The sequence below is a fragment of the Vibrio genomosp. F6 genome (assembly GCF_005146325.1).
Taxonomy (GTDB): Bacteria; Pseudomonadota; Gammaproteobacteria; order Enterobacterales; family Vibrionaceae; genus Vibrio; species Vibrio cortegadensis.
In genome coordinates, this window is record NZ_SYUT01000024.1 from 98,467 (window position 1) to 116,632 (window position 18,166).

Consider the following 18,166-nt stretch of genomic DNA (forward strand, 5'->3'; position numbering starts at 1 on the left):
ATGCATGCTGACAAGGAACGCACATGAGTAATAAAAACTACGACAAGCTCTCAAAGAATGAGCTTGATTACGTAGATGACAAAACCGCGGCATTGCTTCTCAATACTCCGACTAGCGCACGATTGATGCTATGGATCATGGTTCTATTCTTTATTATTGCTGGGCTTTGGGCCTCTTGGGCAGAAATAGATAAAGTCACCGTAGGCCAAGGAAAAGTGGTGCCTTCATCTCAAATCCAAATTATTCAAAACCTTGAAGGTGGTTTAGTTAAAGAGATACTGGTTCATGAAGGGCAACAAGTCCAAAAAGGACAACCTCTATTACTGATCGACGACACTCGTTTTCGGTCGGATTACCGTGAGCGAGAACAGCAAGTATCAAATCTAACGGCGAATGTTTTACAACTTTCAGCTTCAATAAGCAGTGTGGTTATCAATGAAGAAGTTTCTCAAAAGAATTGGGAAGACAGCGTAAAAATTGATTATGGAAAACTCGCTTTCCCTCCTCTATTTAGCGAACTTCAGCCGAAATTAATTAGTCGCCAAAAAGCAGAATATCGACAAGATCTTAATAGTCTACGTAACCAACTGTCAGTTTTTGATCAACAAGTCATTCAGCGACAACAAGATCTGATCGAAATTCAAGCCCGAGCCAGAAACCTCAAGAGAAGCTACCAATTCGCACAGAAAGAACTCGAAATTACGGAACCATTAGCTGAAGAAGGCGTGGTACCGCGTATTGAGTTACTAAAACTTCAACGCCAAGTGAACGATACTAGACGTGAACTGACCTCTAGCGAATTGAAGATCCCACTTCTGCAATCTGCAATCAAAGAGGCGATGCTTAGCCGAATTGATGCTGCACTAAAATTTCGTTCAGAGCAGCAAGAGAAGCTCAATGACGCGCAAGACAGGTTATCTGCCATCACAGAATCAGCAGTGGGCTTGGAAGACAGAGTTAACCGTACCAATGTTATATCACCCGTTACCGGCACCGTAAAAACACTGAACTTCAATACGGTGGGCGGGGTAATTCAGCCTGGGATGGATATCGTCGAAATCGTTCCCACTGAAGATACCTTGCTGGTTGAAGCTAAAATAGCCCCACAAGATATCGCTTTTTTAAGACCTAACTTGGCAGCAATAGTGAAGTTTAGCGCCTATGACTTCACTAAATATGGCGGTTTGGAAGGCGTGTTGGAACATATCAGTGCAGATACAACACAAGACGAAGAAGGGAACAGCTTTTACATTGTGCGAGTTCGTACCGAAAAAACCAACTTTGGTCATGATAAAGAATTACCCATTATTCCCGGAATGACCGCATCCATCGACATTATCACTGGAAAAAGAACCGTGTTGGAGTATCTACTCAAGCCAATCTTAAGCGCTCGGACTAATGCTCTAAAAGAATAATGCTTTAAAAGAGTAATACACTAAATAAAAAATAGATTGGACATCGAGCTCTATCTTTTGATGAATTCGACGGAAGCCTTAAAGGAGAACAATGTGATAACTAACCTTAACTTCGTGGATACAGTGACTTTTAAATGAAACTTAAGCTAGTAGCTCTTTCATTTTCAATACTATTAGCATCTTTTACATCGCTAGCATTAAACACGAAAGAACAACAGTGGATTGACGCTGTCACTATCACTTATGGTGAACGAGCAGGGAAAAGAGTAAACACTTGGCGAAATCAGATTGCGAAGTTTCATCAGTTGCCAGAAAAACAGCAACTCACTTCAGTCAATCGATTCTTTAATCAGCTCTATTTTGTTAATGATATCGATTTATGGGGAAAAAAGGATTATTGGGCAACACCGCTAGAGTTTCTAGGTAGTAATGCTGGAGATTGTGAGGATTTTACTATCGCCAAATACTTTTCATTACTCGAACTTGGTGTATCAGATAAGAAACTTCGTTTGGTGTATGTTAAAGCAATAGAACTGAATCAGTTTCATATGGTATTAGCCTATTATTCAAAACCCAGCGCCGAGCCTCTGATTTTAGACAACATTAATCCTGAAATAAAACGAGCGTCTTCACGCCCAGATTTACTACCGATTTATAGCTTTAACGGTAAAAACTTGTGGCTAATGAAGTCAAAGAACTCAAGCGGAAAATTAGCTGGTAAGTCATCAAGGCTCAGCTTGTGGAACGATTTACGCTCTAGAGAGCGAAACTTAAACTTAAATAAACCAATTATAAATTATGATGAGTAAGCACTATGACTTTATATAGACAACTTGTCGTGGGGATGACAGCGGTATTTTTGATGCTCATAGCGTCAGTGTTCATTATCGAATTCAATACCACTCGCGATAACCTAGAGCAGCAGCAACGCTCTGAAGTAAATAATACAATCAATACCGTTGGCTTGGCACTCGCCCCTTACTTAAAAGACAATGACACTGTCGCCGTTGAATCAGTAATCAATGCCCTGTTTGATGGAAGTTCGTATTCAGTGGTCAGGCTTATTTTTCTAGATTCAGGTGAAGAAATTCTCCGTTCATACCCTGTCGGTTCGAAAGAGGTTCCAACTTGGTTCACTGACCTTCCTCTATTTGAAAAAATACATGATCGCCGAGTCGTCACCAGCGGATGGATGCAACTTGCGGAAGTTGAAATCGTCAGTCATCCCGGCCCTGCCTACTTACAACTGTGGAAAGCATTTATCGATTTGATCACCGTTTTTAGTGGCATCTTTCTCATAGGGTTAATCTCGATATCTTTGATTTTAAGACACGCTTTAATTCCACTAAAACAGATCGTCAACAAAATGGACCAAATTGCCAACAATCAATTTGGTGAACCGTTAGAAAGGCCAAACACCAAAGATCTCATTTCTGTTGTTGACGGTATCAACCACATGTCGACGCAAGTTGAGATTGCTTTTCAAGCTCAAGCCAAAGAAGCTCAAAAATTACGAGACCGAGCTTACATTGATCCTATTTCTCAACTTGGAAACCGTGCATTTTATCTCGCCCAACTTAACCAATGGTTATCTGAATCAGCCGTTGGTGGCCTAGCCGTTTTACATGCTCAATTCATTAAAGATGAATATGATGAAAAAGGATATGAACAAGGCGATCTTCTTATCCATGATCTCTCTGCACAGCTTAAACATACGATTACCTCAACAGGTGCAACCATCGCAAGGATCTCTTCTGATGAATTTGGTTTTATTCTGCCAAATATGGATGAGAGTGAGTTAAAAATTGTTTCTGACAGCATCATCAATTGCGTGCGCAGTATGGACTCCGATCCTACTGGAATGGCAAATCCTAAGATCTCGCTGGGTGTGACATTTAACCGTACCCCGAAAACAACCACAGAAATTTTATCTTTAGTCGATAATGCGTTATCGACAGCAAAAGCAGATCCCTCTCTACCATACGCGTTAATTTGCAGTGATAAAGGACAAAACATCCTCGGTAAGCAACAGTGGAAAACTCTTGTTGAAGAAGCGATTCACAATGGTTGGGTTAATTTCAGATTCCAAGAAGCCAACAATAGCTGGGGAAAAACATTCCATCGTGAAGTCTTTTCATCAATAGAAAAAGATGGTGAGCGATACAGCGCCAATCAGTATTTATTCGCTCTTGAGCAACTTCAAGCCAGTCACATCTTTGATGAATTTGTTATCCAGTCAATTATTGAAAAATTACATAATGGTGAGTTTGACTGTCCTATCGCAATTAACCTTGCCCAAAGCAGTGTCTCTCAGCCAAGCTTCATTCGTTGGGTGAGCAAGATGTTGGTCAAACACGCCTCCATTGCAAACAAGTTACATTTTGAGATCCCTGAAAATTGCTTTGTTAATGCCCCCCACTACACCGCGTTATTGTGTAATGCTATTCGTACTGCTGGCGCTGATTTTGGAGTAGACAACTATGGTCGTAACTTCCAGTCTCTCGATTACATCAATGAATTCAGACCCAATTACGTGAAATTGGATTACTTGTTCACTCACCACTTAAACGATGAAAAACAGAAATTCACACTGACATCCATCTCTCGAACAGCACATAACTTAGGGATAACAACCATAGCATCACGCGTGGAAACTCAAACCCAATTAGATTTCTTGTCAGAAAATTTTGTTGAAGTGTTCCAAGGCTTCATCGTTGATAAATAAGAATTAAGGTTCAATTGAATGCAAGATCCGCTACTCAATTCGCTTATCTATGTTAGCCGTTATTACGGACTAGCGAATTCACCTGAAGCGCTAATCAATGGCCTACCGCTAACAGACGGAAGGTTAACGCCTTTCCTATTTCCGCGTTCAGCAGAACGCGCAGGCCTAGTAGCAAAAGAAAACCGGTCCAAACTATTGGACATTCCTCTTCTCATTCTTCCTGCTGTTCTACTTCTCAAGAACGGTGGAGCGTGTGTGCTCATCAATATAAACAAAGAGACGCAGGAAGCGGAGGTGATCACCCATGAATCTGGCATGATCCCCGTGAACTTGCCTTTGGCTGAACTTGAAGAGCAATACACTGAACGGTACTTTCTAGTAAAAAAACAGTTTCGTTATGATGAACGTTCGCCGGAAGTACTCAAAACTAGAGAAGGTCACTGGTTTTGGAGTACGTTATGGGAATCACGCAACATTTACCGTGATGTATTGATCGCTTCAATCTTAATCAATATGTTTGCGATAGCCGCTCCTATGTTCACACGAATAGTGTATGACAAAGTCGTCCCTAATCTTGCATTTGAAACCTTGTGGGTACTCGCGAGTGGTATTTTTGTCATATTCACTTTTGATTTGTGCTTAAAGTTACTCAGAAGTTACTTCATTGATGTTGCAGGTAAAAAGTCGGACATTCTGATTTCATCCAAACTATTCAGTAAAGTGATGGGGATCCGCATGGAGTCAAAACCTCCATCCGTTGGGGCTTTCGCTCGCCATCTACAAGAATTTGAATCCATTCGTGAATTTTTCACATCAGCGACGATGTCATCGTTGATCGACTTGCCCTTTGCTCTGCTATTTTTAGGCTTAATCTGGCTGATGGCTGGCAATTTAGTATTAGTACCCATCGTTGGTGTGGTCATCTTAATTATCCACTCTTTACTGATCCAAGGCCCGCTGAAGAAAACCATTGAAGAGGGATCCCGACTTGCCTCACAGAAGTACGCCAATTTAATAGAAAGCTTGACAGGGTTAGAAACGGTTAAAATTCTTAGTGCGCAGAGCCAGTTTCAGTACCGCTGGGAAGAAGCCGTCGCTCATATGGCGAACTGGAATATTAAAAGCCGTCGCTTAACCGACAGCATCCAAAATGCCGCTGGGTTTGTTCAACAAAGCACAAATGTGGGAATGATTATCTTAGGTGTCTACCTCATTGCTGAAGGCGAACTGACAATGGGTGGGCTGATTGCAGCAACCATGTTAAGCGGTCGTGCCATTGGCCCACTGGTTCAACTATCCCTACTATCAACGCGATACAACCAAGCTAAATCGTCAATGACCATCATTGAGCAAGTGATGTCTATGCCTGATGAGCAAGAAGAAGGAAAACGCTACATTCATCGCCCAGTTATTCAAGGGAAAATCGAACTCGATAATGTTACTTTCCATTACCCAGACTCGCCAGTCGCATCCATTCGCGGGCTCTCCTTAACCATAACCCCTGGAGAAAAGGTCGCCATCATTGGCAGAATAGGCTCAGGAAAAACAACGCTAGAACGCTTGATTATGGGCCTGTATAAGCCAACAGAGGGTCATGTAAGGATTGATGAGACTGATATTGAGCAACTTCATCACGTAGACGTCAGACGCAATATAGGCTGTGTTCCACAAGACAGTAATCTATTCTTCGGCTCAATTCGAGATAACATTACTTTAGGCCGAACTTTAGTGGACGATCGCGATGTGATGGATGCCGCTAACCGAGCAGGGGTCACGGTGTTTACTCAGCAAGACCCTGCAGGTTTAGAGCGACAAGTGGGTGAAGGTGGTTTGCAATTATCAGGAGGCCAGCGACAAGCCGTTGCCATTGCGAGAGCATTTTTAGGACGACCACCAATTTTGCTACTGGATGAGCCCACAAGTGCCATGGATAACCGCTCTGAAATGCATATCAAGCACCAGTTGAGCCAATTAATGCCAAGTGAGACATTAATCCTAATTACTCATAAAACCTCAATGTTAGATATTGTCGATCGCGTTATTGTTATGGAAAAAGGCAACATCATTGCCGATGGACCAAAAGCGCAAGTTTTAGCTGATTTGAAGAGAGGAAAAGTAAAAGCAGCGAGTTAACTCTGGTCTTACCTGTATTGATTAATATGGGGTCCTAAATAGTTATTGATAATAAAGCCCTTATTACTTGATAAGGGCTTTATTTTTAATATTGATTACATCGAAACATCACCATCAGACTCCGCGTCACTTCCCTCTGTCAGTTTAGATTCGCAAGATATCTCATAATGATTAAATGAAAAAACACTCGGTCCATGCACTCGTTTCGTCGTAATAAACTCATCGCCATAATGAACACTCACACGGGTGTACACTTTATCAATCACATCTACCGTCGCAGTTTCCAGTAAGCCATCAAATTCTAACTCGAGCCCTTCAAGGTGTTTTTTCACTTTTTCCAGAGTCACACTGTTTTGAGCTTTCATCTGTTCAATAATGTGCGCCTCTTCATCACTCCGCTCCGCTTTTGGTTTTTTCTTAAACTCCATCTCTTTACGAATAACATCCATTGTTGCAGCTTGCGCAATTTTATACTGCTCTTTGTACTTAGCTATTTTCTCTTTATACATGTCGTATCGAGCAAACGGGATAACTTTCGTCGCATTGTCCCCTTCAACACCTAAATGCACACATTGAATTTTGCGTCCAACTTTAGCGCAACCACCGTTTAAGGTACCTTGCTTTTGGTTAGCGTCTTCAACAATTAAATCATGACCACAGCGAATTTCATTATTCATACTATGAACACTGAGTCTTATATCTTGTCCCGCTTGCAAATCTGAAAATTGAGCGTAGTTAGCCGTTATTGAACCACTTGATCTCACATGACAGCTTTTTTCTTCACCATCACTAACGGTGTGGCCAATGATCCCTTTTCCTACTTGTATATCGCCTTGAGCACGAACATCCGCCGACTCAATAAAACCACCAATAGTGATCGAACCCGTCGCTTTAACAATCATCCCAGGTTCAACATCTCCAGCAATAACAACGCTACCTTTAAATTTTATATGTCCCGTCGCCACGCTTACATTTTTCACACACATGGCGTTATCAACATCAATGGTTTTAGGCTTGATTAGCGGCATGCCAGCAAAACTTGCAAGTAATAAGTTCGGGTTCTCTGGGGAGATATGAGTGCCCTTGCCGGGTTGGAGTGCAACATCGTTTCCTGGCTGAGGCGGGATAATTTTGCCTTGAACAGTAAACCCAGCCTCACCTTTTGTTGACGGGATTCTTTTCATTACTTGTTCGTTTTCAGCGACCGTAATCGTCTCACCTAGATTACGCATATCCAACTTACCAGTGCTGGTTTTATCGCCCTGAGGCTTAAGTACTTGTTTAGTCACATCATCCACTAAGGGGATAAACTGGCTGTCAGTCCCTTGAATCGGCATTTTCCCTTGAGCCACGGGCTGATTAAAAACCTCGCCTCCAGCTAAACTTGCGCTTACGGCCATGACTTTTTTTAGGGCTAACTTATTTATGCCTTTCGTTACATGAGCAGTTGCGAGCGCATGAACAATTTCGTTACCACGTAAGCCTCGCCCACGATAAGCACCTGTAATCACCATAGTGGCAAGCATGTCGTTGTCAGTGACTTCAACAACCGCTGTCGCATTACGAGACTCAGCAATAGCGAAACCTTCGTAAGCATCACCTTTGCCATCTTTTGCGCAATTAATGAAACGAGTTACCTCTGATTCTAATAAGCATAGGTCTTGGGCATCTAAAGCATCAAGCACTTCATCTAACCCTGTCTGATCGAAATTGCTTTCAACAACAACCGTCGAAGGCAGTTTCGCTATGACCTGCTTATCGTCTTCAGACATAGAGACAACTTTATTCCACATATTTACGCTCTCATACAGACAACTTAGACATTATAGAATCAGTCTATCCAAATTATAAAATAGTTAGAATGCTGTCATAGCAATAATCAGCGTTACATCACTTACTTTCATTGATGAAGAAATGAAATAATTATGCTCTTTGCGTGGCGAGGATTTATGCAGTAAATAATCGTATCAATTGTTACTTCATCTTTCTCAACTTATTGAGTATCTGAGTTTTTTTACAAATTATTGACGTCATAAATATGCCAATAAATTATTGGACGCCATAGGGTGTATTTACTCGCTGTCTGAGAACATTCGATTTTTATTCAACCTTATGAGCGTCATGTCCACATCCAGTGTGCTATTAATCATCAGTAAATATTTGAACTAATAAATACAGAAAAGAGACGAATATGAGCTAAGAATGAGCCTAAACTTTTGACGTGAATTCTTGGAAGCAGGGATGATTTAGAATCGAGGGACGCTTTACAGTGTAAATCGTCCCTTCGACTATTTATTTACAGTGTAAATTGAGTAATAACTGGAGATGATCTCGAACATTACGCTCAGCCTGTTTTCTGCCTGATAGGCCCAACATTTCACAGCATTGACCCCAGCTACGTTTTTGGATCACTTTCAGTATGAGCAAATCGCTTATTTCATCTTTGTGGCTCAGCGACATCTCTATTATTAACTTAGACGCAATAACCGCAATGCTATCAAAACTGCCACCACCTGAAATATAGCAATCAAGAAGGTGAATCTCATCAGATGAAATTGAATCGGTAGAAAGGGATGGTAGAAGAGTGACAACCAAATCCACTTCCATTGAAGATAATGAATCGGAAATAAGATAACTCAAATTCTGAATAAATCGTTGATGTGATTTTTCATACCAAACCTCAGTGGCTGCACCAAAGGGTTTAACCATGAGTAAAGAGTGACAACCACTTGCTTGATCGCGTTGATGACCAATATGTAAAGCTTCGTATCCAACTTGATTCCAAAATGAGACAAGTTGCTGAGTCGCTCCGAAACTCGTCGCAAGGTAATCAAAAACAAGAGTTGAGGCTTCGAGTTTATTAAGCATGAATGAACCCAATCCATGCCCTTGCAACTCAGGATGAACCGCAATACGCATGACACGCAAGCACTTCTGCTTCGCCGCTACAGTGGCTCCAAGATGGTTAGCAAGAGTCGTTGGGACTAAGTGTCCTTTAGGTCGTCGTTTGCCACGTTGAATCTCATCGATTAAATTACTAGAGAGATCCCCCTCTTCAACAACAAGAAGACAACCAATACAATCTGCGCCAGAAAAAAGTCCAAATAGATGAATTGAGTCATCGGCTAGAAGTTGGATCAAATCATTTGGTGTTGTTTGATAATGAGCATTAACCAACAATGCAAAACACGCTCGGAGAGGATTATTGCTTCCCTGACTCGATTCATTCAGTGTATCAACGTCTGCTACAGACTGACTGTTTAGCGCTGCTTCTACTAACATAGCTTCTACTAACTTAGCTTTATCCAAATGTAGCCAACTCATCTTCTCTAAGCTCTGTTCTTCAATACAACATTTAGAGCGCTCAACATCTATCGGCTCAAGCTCGGCATTGAGAAGAAAACTATCGAAAAGCCACTTTTCTAATGGATCACCAACATTCCAACGAATAGGCTGTTCTAAATAAAATGGCTTCCAACCCGGTCTTACCTCATTAAGCCACGCTTGAAACTTTAGTCCAAAGCCTCGGCCACTCCCTTCGTATCCATGTACTGTGGTAGAAAAAACGATTCGGTGATGACGCTGAACATACCTTTTGAGCATTGGTAATGGAATAGCAGCGGCTTCGTCAACAAACAATACATCACACTCGTTAATTCGGTTTAGAAGCTCATCGGGCGCAATAAATTCAAGTGATGACGATGAGGTCTGCAAATGATGCTTTGTGATAAAAGTGGAGCTTGGTAAGCCCTTAAAAGCATGCTCAAAAATAGGAGCAACAGCTTGAGAATTGGGAGCCGTGACCATTATCTTAAGAGGGCGTTCACTCATCAACTGAGATGCAGCGATACCAAGTGCACTACTCTTACCACGACCTCTATCTGCTGTTAATACGAGTGGCCGCTTACGATGTCCGAACACGACATTTTTTATCATGTCGATCGCTTCCGTTTGTTGGCGAAAGGGCCTAGGAATAGAAAGAGGTTGATCATCCAGCCCATCATCAACAATGACTGAAGGAAGAGTTGGCAAGCTCCTCTCTGAATCAATCAAATACAGTTGAGACAAACAGCCTTGCAGCCAATACTGCGCGAGAGACGCATCTTCATTTTCTGCGACTAAGATGATTAATAGCCCTCCCCCGACTAACGAGCCAAGTGCAGAGCTAAAACTGTTCGCGTCAAACCCATCACGAAAGTCACAGATCAACCGCTGACACTCTCTCCCCAAAAAGCGTTTACCTTGTTTAAAACTAACAGATTCGCAATTTGTTCCCTTTGTTCCACCGAGCTGAAAAAATGTAGGTTCGTTTAGCTGAGTAGATTGCAAAGTATCTGCCAAGTGGGATGAAAGAAGCATATCTTGCCATCGGGCGTCGCCACCTAAAACAACACCATAGCGGTGATTGTTTTTCTGAGCGATATCGACAAGATCAATTAAAAAAGATTGTTGTGAATTCATAAGGGTTCTCAAATTAGTCTACGATAATATTATCACAAGACATAAAAAAAGCCGCACTTGGCGGCTTTTGAGAACATAGTAAAATATTGAAACTAGTTTAATTTTGTTTGAACAAAATCTAGAATTTCTTGCATGGTTGCATCGTCAACTTTCTTCAAATTGAGCGCTAAATTAGCACCTTTGCGGCTATAGCTCGCTCTGCCTTTAACAAATTCTACTTTTGCTGCTGTTGCATTTTTCTTAGGTGGTGATAACTGATAGATCCAAGCTTCAATCGTTTCAGTCACATCTTTTGTTAAGCGAGCAACACCCTGGGCTTGGCTACGTTGCCAAACGAAACCCTCTTCAGATAAACACTTATCAAGTAGAGTTGACTGTTCTTGTTCACTTAACTCACCAAATTGCTTGTGTAACTTAACGATAGTCGGACGCCCTAAGTCACCCACATTTGGGTATGCTTGCAACAGTTCGAGTGGCAATGATGCCGCTTTCAGTGCCCCACTCACTAATGCTTCACTGCATTGAAACATTGTGGCTAATGCTTTTTGATCTTCCGCTTCACCACTATCGAGCTTAGCCTGCATCTCTTTACCCTTCTCATACAGAGAAAGTGGCTTATGAGCATTCGCAACATCAGACAAAAACTTAGCGCGTTCAGCATTGATATCATCAGCGACATAGATTAAGAACTCTTTTTCCGCAAGAATACATGACATGCGACGACGGCTACCGTCTAGTACTTCGATTCTTCCATCTTCAGTTCTACGGCCGACAGCAGGATATTGCTGCCCACGTTCACGCAATGTCGTTAAAACATCAGACAAAGCATGTTCATTTAGAAAAGACTGTTCACGGGCATTTTCCGCAAAAACAACCGTCTTTTCTGTGATGCTATTCGCTGGTATTCGGATCAATTCGAATGAAACAAGTTCCTCTCCGGCCACCGCCAACTCTATAATCTGAGTCTTATCTTTTGCTGCAGTTTGTGCTTCTTGAGGAGTGACAACTCGGCGCTTATTTGCTTTACCAAATAATTTAGCATTCAAGTCAGAAGTTTTAATAGCCATATTCTAATTACCCTTGATTCAATGACGACCAGTTACTATGCAATAAGCGTTCAATTTCTAATGCACTCTTTTGGACTGCGTCTTGAGCGGTCGCTAAGGTTTTCTTACCACCTTCAAAATCACTTGTCGTCAAATCAAAAACGGTGCTGTAAGTATCCGCGCAAGTTTCAAATGCTCGACTACGTGGAATCGTAGCCATCGTAACTTGATCACCCAACAAATAGTTCATTTCAGTCAGTACTGACAGTTGCTTTTTGTTGTCATCTTCAAACATCGTTGGCATTAAGCGAACGAATTCTAAACCTTTCCAGTCATCAGGAAACATCTCGTAAACCGTAGGTAGATGCTGGAAAAAGTTCACAGTTGATGCCCAATCCAGTCGTTTTGCCGCACATGGAATAAGCAGAGCATTAGAGGCATACATCGCATTCCAAACTAACGGGTCAACGTGAGGACCAGTATCGATCATGATGACATCAAAATCGTCTGCAATCTTATCGATGAGTTTTTCTTTTAACAGGCGAACAATATCTAGAGACTGATCCTGAGAAAGGTTCTGCCAAGCTTCAGCGTTAAACATCGCATCTTCAGGGAATGCAGAAATCGTCTTCAAGTTCGGATATTGAGTTGGCAACAACACATTTTTGCGTAGGAATTCAGCATCAACATCGACATCTTCGGGAACATTATCCAGCATAATATCGACAGCAGAGTAGATATTCTCATGCTCAGAAGCACTAATTTGTGGATTCAGAAATAGACGTAAAGAGCCTTGTGGATCTAAATCGATAAGACAAATACGGTAACGCTTGTCTAAATTAAGAGACAAACATGCAGCAAGGTGAACAACGGTCATTGACTTGCCTGTTCCACCTTTCTGGTTCTGAACATTAATAACCCACGGCTTGTTATTGCCGTGTTTTTTACGCTGGTGAAATTTATCAACCCCAGCAGCATCCATTATCATGTGTGCTTCTTGAAGTGATATAGAGTAGTGATTGGCATTATTTTTCGTAAATTGATGCCCTTGAGCTTCTAATTTACTGATTGCATCATCCAGTTTTCGACGAGTTAATCCAGAACGAGTCTCCATTAATGCCTTAGACATCGGAGGAAAACGATCATCACTACGCTCTTCTAATACAATTTCAATACGATCAGCTTGAACCTGTTGTGTTTGCTCGGCTAGCCTATAGAGATTTTCTATTGTTTGTTCTCTTTTCATTGCCAAATTCCGTTAAAAATATCTTGAACAAATTGTACAGCAAATTAAAAGCAAAACAACAAAAAGGTGAACATACATTTTTGAGCTTAATCACAATAAATATTAAACATTATCGTTAAATACTGTGAAGTCTCACTATTTATGAACATATTTATCAGGAGAACAAGCGGCAATAAACCGCAGAATAAAAGTGTTACAGCGTCACTCATTTACAGTGTAAAACACACAATCTTCGGAACGATTACTTTTCCTTCACAACTTACGGTTGATGTATTTCTAACTATTTCCACTATAAGCGGGAAAGAAACGCCAACTCACAATATGTCGCGCATTCAGTCATCGAAATAAGAAACCATCTTGGTGAATTTTTTCACAAAAGCACACAAGTAATAAAATAAGTATATCTCCATGCCCCATAAACCGCAGCGTTTCTCATAAAAATAACGTCATTTTCATAATAAACAGGCCCAAAAAGAGAAAGATGTCGACATAAAATCTAGAAAACTAGCAACTTCATTATCAGATTACGATAACTAAGATCAGCTTTAAACCGTGTAAATCCTATCAAAATTTAGGAAGCATGATCATGATAGCTTCCTTGATCATGTTTACGGAGGTTTAACGGCATTACCGAACGATGATCAAGGTGAATTTGAGTTAACATACACAGAACGTAGATCATATAACTTAATGATCTATATTCGGAACAATGATCACCATATAAATACACGGAAGCATGAGTTTTTAACCACAAACTACGGGCAAATGCAGATAGAATAAGGCTTCATGGCAAATTCCTTCGATAATACGTACATGAACATAGGCTTACCTCACCAAAAATCAAAAGAATATAACCTTGATCATGCTTTCTATCTAATAAACAAAAATCGAGTTAACCAAAAATCAGAAATCAAAATTCAAATTTGATGTAAACTTAACCAGTTAGAATGAAAATCTCCTCAAATCGCCTTATCGTGATCATGCTTCCTAGCCATTTGACACGGTTTTAATGAAGATTGTGGCCAATCGCGTGGGATAAATAAAAAATATCAGCAATGGATAAAAAAGATCTGTGGATAACATGTGTAGGGCAGATGATCATAGTTTCGAAATCATCTTGATCATTCTTTGCTTCCTTTAATGATCATGCTTCTAGATCTAGGTGATCATACTTTCTAGGTTTGATTGATCATCGTTTCAATCATTTGATGATCATGCTTCTGATGTGCTTTTTTTTTACATGTTTATTTACAATAACTTACGAACAAATTCACACCCAGATCATTAGATCATATTATCAATATAATCATATTAATCAGAAAGATCAGTTATTTAAAAACAATAAGTTTTTTCTTTATTTATGATCTATTTTTCTTTATTCTTTGGGAACTATAATGACATTACGGCTAGTGTGATACGGATCTAATCATGACCTCTGTGCAAAAAATTCTAATTAAAGCCCCGCGTAGCCATAAAGATGGTCACATGTTTGAAGTTTCTGAAGCTGCTGTTGATTGGATTGAACAATATCAACACTTCAAAGGAGTGACCAAAAGCATCATTGAATTGCTCAATCTGATCTCTTTAAGAAGCTTTACCAGCAAAGATGGTTATGTTTCAACAACAGATATTGTTGAAGCTACCGAAGGTCAGCTAACAAGAGCAGCTCTACAACAAAGATTAAGAGCTGCGGTAAACATCGGTTTATTTTCACAAACACCAGTTCGCTTCGAAGAGGGTCTTGCTGGTAAAACGATGTTACATAAATTTGTAAATCCCAATCAGTTAATTTCTGTTTTGGGTGCGACCAGCTTGATCACTGAATCTGCCAAATTTAACGAAAAACAGAAACGTTCTAAAGCACTAGCCCAAACAAAAGTGAACAAGCGTTTACTCAATGAACATGGGTTGAACACACCACCAAGCATGAAAGATGAAGCCGATCAATTTGTGGTATCTCCAACGAATTGGGCCGGGATCATAGATCAAGCACTTGCACCGCCAAGAACTCGAAAAAGTTACCAGAAATCGATGGTGTCCATCTCTGGCACTAGAGCGGTGATCGAAACAAGATCATCGAAAAACATTATGACCGTTGATGATCTGATGACGCTTTTTGCGTTGTTTACACTCACGGTTCAATATCACGATCACCATCAAGATGACTACCACCTTGATGCGAAACCGACGCCAAATAAAACGCCCCTGTATATTACCGATATTTTATCACTTAGAGGTAAGAAGGACAGTGGCCCTGCGCGCGATTCGATTCGAGACAGTATCGACAGAATTGAATTCACCGATTTTCAGCTGCATGAACTCACTGGCCGATGGTTAAGTGAAAACATGCCTGAAGGCTTTAAGAGCGATCGTTTTAGATTTCTAGCTCGTACTATTACTGCATCAGAAGAAGCCCCTACAGAAGGCTCTGACGGCGAAATACGCATTAAACCGAACCTATATATCTTAGTTTGGGAGCCATCCTTCTACGAAGAGCTAATGACTCGTGATTATTTCTTCCTATTTCCACCAGAAATCTTGAGACAACATACGCTAGTTTTCCAATTGTATTCGTACTTTAGGACTCGTATGGCACGTCGTCATACTGACAGTATGTTGCTCAGCGAACTGAACCAAAAACTGGCTAGAAATATTGAATGGCGTCGTTTTTCAATGGATTTGATCCGTGAATTGAAAAGACTGTCTGAAGGTAAAAAATCAGAGGATCTATTTGTCGTAAATCTATGGGGCTACCACTTAACGATCGGGACGATCGAAGAAAAAGGCAAGCCAACAGATTATCAAGTCGATATCAAATGCGATGTGGAAGAAGTGTTGCGTTATTCACGTGCCCGTACCACGAATGCAGGTAAGCGAAACATGGCGCCAACCCTACCAAATCCGCTGCGAAATGAAATGGTGTCTAAGCAGAAACTCGAAGAGCTTTCAGAGATCATTGATGGTGAGTTCGAACCGATTCAACGTAAATCGCCATCTCCACGTGGCAAACTTGGTCGTCGAGTTAAGCAGAGAAAACACCTGGTTGAAATCAACGCTGACGAAATTACGATCACGCTCTCTAAATACACCTCACCAGAGGCACTAGAACGCAGCATAATGGCTTTAGCTGCTATGACCGGACATTCACCTAATTCAATCAAAGAGGAGTGTTCAGAGCTTATTGATAAGTTAGATTGGCTTCGCGTGGGAGAGCAGGTTATTCCTTACGAGACACTGAGTAAGATGATTGAACTTTATAATACTCAGAGTGAAAACAAACACCTCTCTATTGAGCGCTTAATTTCTGGTTTGGCGGTTCGACGTAAAATTTGCAAGCAAGTCTTTGATGGACATTTAGATGAAGCTGTTTTCCGCGCATTGGATGAAGTGGCGATTGGTATTTGATGATAATCAGACATAACCTTGACGATGAACTGACATAACCAATGTGTTACTTGCTTATTATTTATCCCGAATAGACAACCTTTTGTCCTTTCTGATGAATTAATAGATTGGCTCATATTGTTACATTCATTCTGAATTGATTTTGCGAGTTCCTCGGAGCTCGCTTTTTTTTGCCCTAAATTCCATTCACCATTAAAAATCAAAAGTTTACATTATTAAATGCCGAAGCATGATCAAGTTCAGATCATACTTTCAATGGATCTTGTTGTTTTAAGTGGACTGTTATTTTGATGAGTTGATATTGGATTGATAGGGGATGATCAGTGAATCTGATGTTTCACACTACCTTGATCATCGTTCTGAGACTGGCTTGTCATAAAGCGGACATGCGATTCGATCAATTTTTCGGACTCTTGTAACCAGCGCGCCCCTTGTTGTTGATTCGCAAACTCCAAAGCGAGTACACACAAATGCTGCACTCTCTGCGTACACCACTCTTGTAAATCCGGCTCCGCTCTCGTGTCACAACATACCGCCTGAAGCTTGCTGTAAGCGAACATCAGATATTGGTAGGCTTTTTCTTGATGATGTGGATTTTGGTTTGAATTTCGGTAGAAAGTAAAGATACGCAGGCAGCCGTCTAACCAACATGCGATGCCTTTGCTTTGTTCATCCGTGATCAAAGGCCCCCAGAGTGCATCTGGAGGCGTTAAGATCAAAGGTTCTAACCGTTCCACTTGATCATGCTTTCGGTTTTTGTACCAATCTCCGACGGGCTCTAACCAAGTGTCTAGTTCATTCATGCAACATTATCCCACTGTTTAACAAAGTGATTATCTGCGACTCGCTTAACTTCATGCTGTATTTCGCTGCTCTGTTTTCGAATACGATCTGCGTCTATGGAATAGTTTGGCTCATTTTTTACGAGTTCACCAAATGGCAGATCGGGATCTGGCACCGCAGAGATCAACAATTTCGTATATGGGTGCTGCGGGTTAGTTAAGATCGACTTAGTTGATCCCCATTCGACGATCTGTCCTTTATACATTACCGCGGTTTCTTCTGCTATGTAGTGTGCGGTCGCAAGGTCGTGAGTAATGTACAAGAAGCCTATCCCAAGCTCTTTCTTCATTTTTTGCATGAGATTGAGCACGCCAAGTCGAATTGAAACATCCAACATCGAGGTCGGTTCATCGGCAAGAATGACTTCAGCCCCAACCGCAAGTGCTCTGGCTAGGTTAACCCGCTGTCTTTGGCCGCCACTGAGTTCATGAGGGTATTTCGCGAGAGTTTCGACGGGTAACTCCACCAGCGTTAATAACTCTTTAAGGCGCTCTTCTAGAGCCGATTTATTGGCGACTTGCTTATGAATCATAAGCGGGCGCGTTAAGTGGTGCTCTATGGTGTGAGTAGGATTGAGTGAGCCAAATGGGTCTTGAAACACCATTTGCACACGGCTGCGGTAATCCAAGATGTCTTTGCGGCTGTTGAATGTAGAAATGTCTTTGCCGTTGAATAGGATCTCTCCCTCAGTTGCAGGGTAAACCTTGGTCATCAGCCTCGCGCACGTGCTTTTCCCGCAACCAGACTCGCCAACCAGTGCTAACGTTCTTCCCGCATATAGGTCAAAGCTTACGCCGTGCAAGGCTCTGAATATTTCTTCTTTGCCAAACCCACCGCCGACAGTGAATTCTTTAACGAGGTTTTTTACTTGAAAAATAGGTTGTGACATAGA

General features: G+C 41.2%; 11 protein-coding genes. 5 read left to right on the forward strand and 6 right to left on the reverse strand.

The window, feature by feature from the left end:
• Positions 1-23: 23 nt before the first annotated feature.
• From FCV43_RS09445 to FCV43_RS09460, 4 genes are all read left to right on the forward strand, one after another.
• A complete protein-coding gene (locus FCV43_RS09445; protein WP_017053860.1) occupies positions 24-1,415 on the forward strand; it encodes an HlyD family type I secretion periplasmic adaptor subunit in 1,392 nt (463 codons plus the stop codon).
• Between the two features lie 134 nt (positions 1,416-1,549).
• Positions 1,550-2,224 carry a transglutaminase-like cysteine peptidase gene (locus FCV43_RS09450; protein ID WP_136995003.1) on the forward strand — a complete coding sequence of 225 codons (675 nt, stop codon included), beginning with the start codon at positions 1,550-1,552 and terminating at the stop codon, positions 2,222-2,224.
• 5 nt (positions 2,225-2,229) lie between these two features.
• Positions 2,230-4,140 (forward strand): bifunctional diguanylate cyclase/phosphodiesterase, encoded by a 1,911-nt coding sequence (locus FCV43_RS09455; protein WP_136995004.1) that lies wholly within the window; start codon positions 2,230-2,232, stop codon positions 4,138-4,140.
• Between the two features lie 18 nt (positions 4,141-4,158).
• Positions 4,159-6,273: a type I secretion system permease/ATPase gene (locus FCV43_RS09460; protein ID WP_136995005.1), complete on the forward strand. Its 2,115-nt coding sequence runs from the start codon at positions 4,159-4,161 to the stop codon at positions 6,271-6,273.
• A gap of 95 nt (positions 6,274-6,368) precedes the next feature.
• On the opposite strand, the gene FCV43_RS09465 is transcribed toward FCV43_RS09460, so the two are convergent.
• From FCV43_RS09465 to FCV43_RS09480, 4 genes are all read right to left on the reverse strand, one after another.
• A complete protein-coding gene (locus FCV43_RS09465) occupies positions 6,369-8,066 on the reverse strand; it encodes a DUF342 domain-containing protein (protein ID WP_136995006.1) in 1,698 nt (565 codons plus the stop codon).
• 499 nt (positions 8,067-8,565) lie between these two features.
• Positions 8,566-10,734 carry a tRNA(Met) cytidine acetyltransferase TmcA gene (locus FCV43_RS09470; protein ID WP_136995007.1) on the reverse strand — a complete coding sequence of 723 codons (2,169 nt, stop codon included), beginning with the start codon at positions 10,732-10,734 and terminating at the stop codon, positions 8,566-8,568.
• Positions 10,735-10,826: 92 nt separating this feature from the next.
• Positions 10,827-11,801 (reverse strand): ParB/RepB/Spo0J family partition protein, encoded by a 975-nt coding sequence (locus tag FCV43_RS09475; protein ID WP_017053866.1) that lies wholly within the window; start codon positions 11,799-11,801, stop codon positions 10,827-10,829.
• 7 nt (positions 11,802-11,808) lie between these two features.
• Entirely contained in the window at positions 11,809-13,026 is a 1,218-nt protein-coding gene (locus FCV43_RS09480) for a ParA family protein (protein ID WP_017053867.1), read from the reverse strand.
• A 1,428-nt stretch (positions 13,027-14,454) separates the two neighbouring features.
• Here FCV43_RS09480 and FCV43_RS09485 point away from each other — a divergent pair.
• Positions 14,455-16,431, forward strand: coding sequence for a replication initiator protein RctB domain-containing protein (locus FCV43_RS09485; protein ID WP_136995008.1), 1,977 nt, complete (start codon positions 14,455-14,457; stop codon positions 16,429-16,431).
• Between the two features lie 320 nt (positions 16,432-16,751).
• Here the strand turns inward: FCV43_RS09485 and FCV43_RS09490 are convergent, their stop codons facing one another.
• Positions 16,752-17,234: a transcriptional regulator gene (locus FCV43_RS09490; protein WP_136995009.1), complete on the reverse strand. Its 483-nt coding sequence runs from the start codon at positions 17,232-17,234 to the stop codon at positions 16,752-16,754.
• Entirely contained in the window at positions 17,231-18,163 is a 933-nt protein-coding gene (locus tag FCV43_RS09495) for an ABC transporter ATP-binding protein (protein ID WP_136995010.1), read from the reverse strand. Before FCV43_RS09495 ends, FCV43_RS09490 begins: the two co-directional genes overlap by 4 nt.
• Between the last annotated feature and the right edge of the window lie 3 nt (positions 18,164-18,166).

Excerpts from the sequence above, each read along its gene's own strand:
- FCV43_RS09495 (WP_136995010.1), bottom strand. The coding sequence starts at position 18,163 with ATGTCACAACCTATTTTTCAAGTAAAAAACCTCGTTAAAGAATTCACT.
- FCV43_RS09460 (WP_136995005.1), top strand. The coding sequence starts at position 4,159 with ATGCAAGATCCGCTACTCAATTCGCTTATCTATGTTAGCCGTTATTAC.
- FCV43_RS09485 (WP_136995008.1), top strand. The coding sequence starts at position 14,455 with ATGACCTCTGTGCAAAAAATTCTAATTAAAGCCCCGCGTAGCCATAAA.
- FCV43_RS09480 (WP_017053867.1), bottom strand. The coding sequence starts at position 13,026 with ATGAAAAGAGAACAAACAATAGAAAATCTCTATAGGCTAGCCGAGCAA.
- FCV43_RS09465 (WP_136995006.1), bottom strand. The coding sequence starts at position 8,066 with ATGTGGAATAAAGTTGTCTCTATGTCTGAAGACGATAAGCAGGTCATA.
- FCV43_RS09475 (WP_017053866.1), bottom strand. The coding sequence starts at position 11,801 with ATGGCTATTAAAACTTCTGACTTGAATGCTAAATTATTTGGTAAAGCA.
- FCV43_RS09490 (WP_136995009.1), bottom strand. The coding sequence starts at position 17,234 with ATGAATGAACTAGACACTTGGTTAGAGCCCGTCGGAGATTGGTACAAA.
- FCV43_RS09445 (WP_017053860.1), top strand. The coding sequence starts at position 24 with ATGAGTAATAAAAACTACGACAAGCTCTCAAAGAATGAGCTTGATTAC.
- FCV43_RS09470 (WP_136995007.1), bottom strand. The coding sequence starts at position 10,734 with ATGAATTCACAACAATCTTTTTTAATTGATCTTGTCGATATCGCTCAG.
- FCV43_RS09450 (WP_136995003.1), top strand. The coding sequence starts at position 1,550 with ATGAAACTTAAGCTAGTAGCTCTTTCATTTTCAATACTATTAGCATCT.
- FCV43_RS09455 (WP_136995004.1), top strand. The coding sequence starts at position 2,230 with ATGACTTTATATAGACAACTTGTCGTGGGGATGACAGCGGTATTTTTG.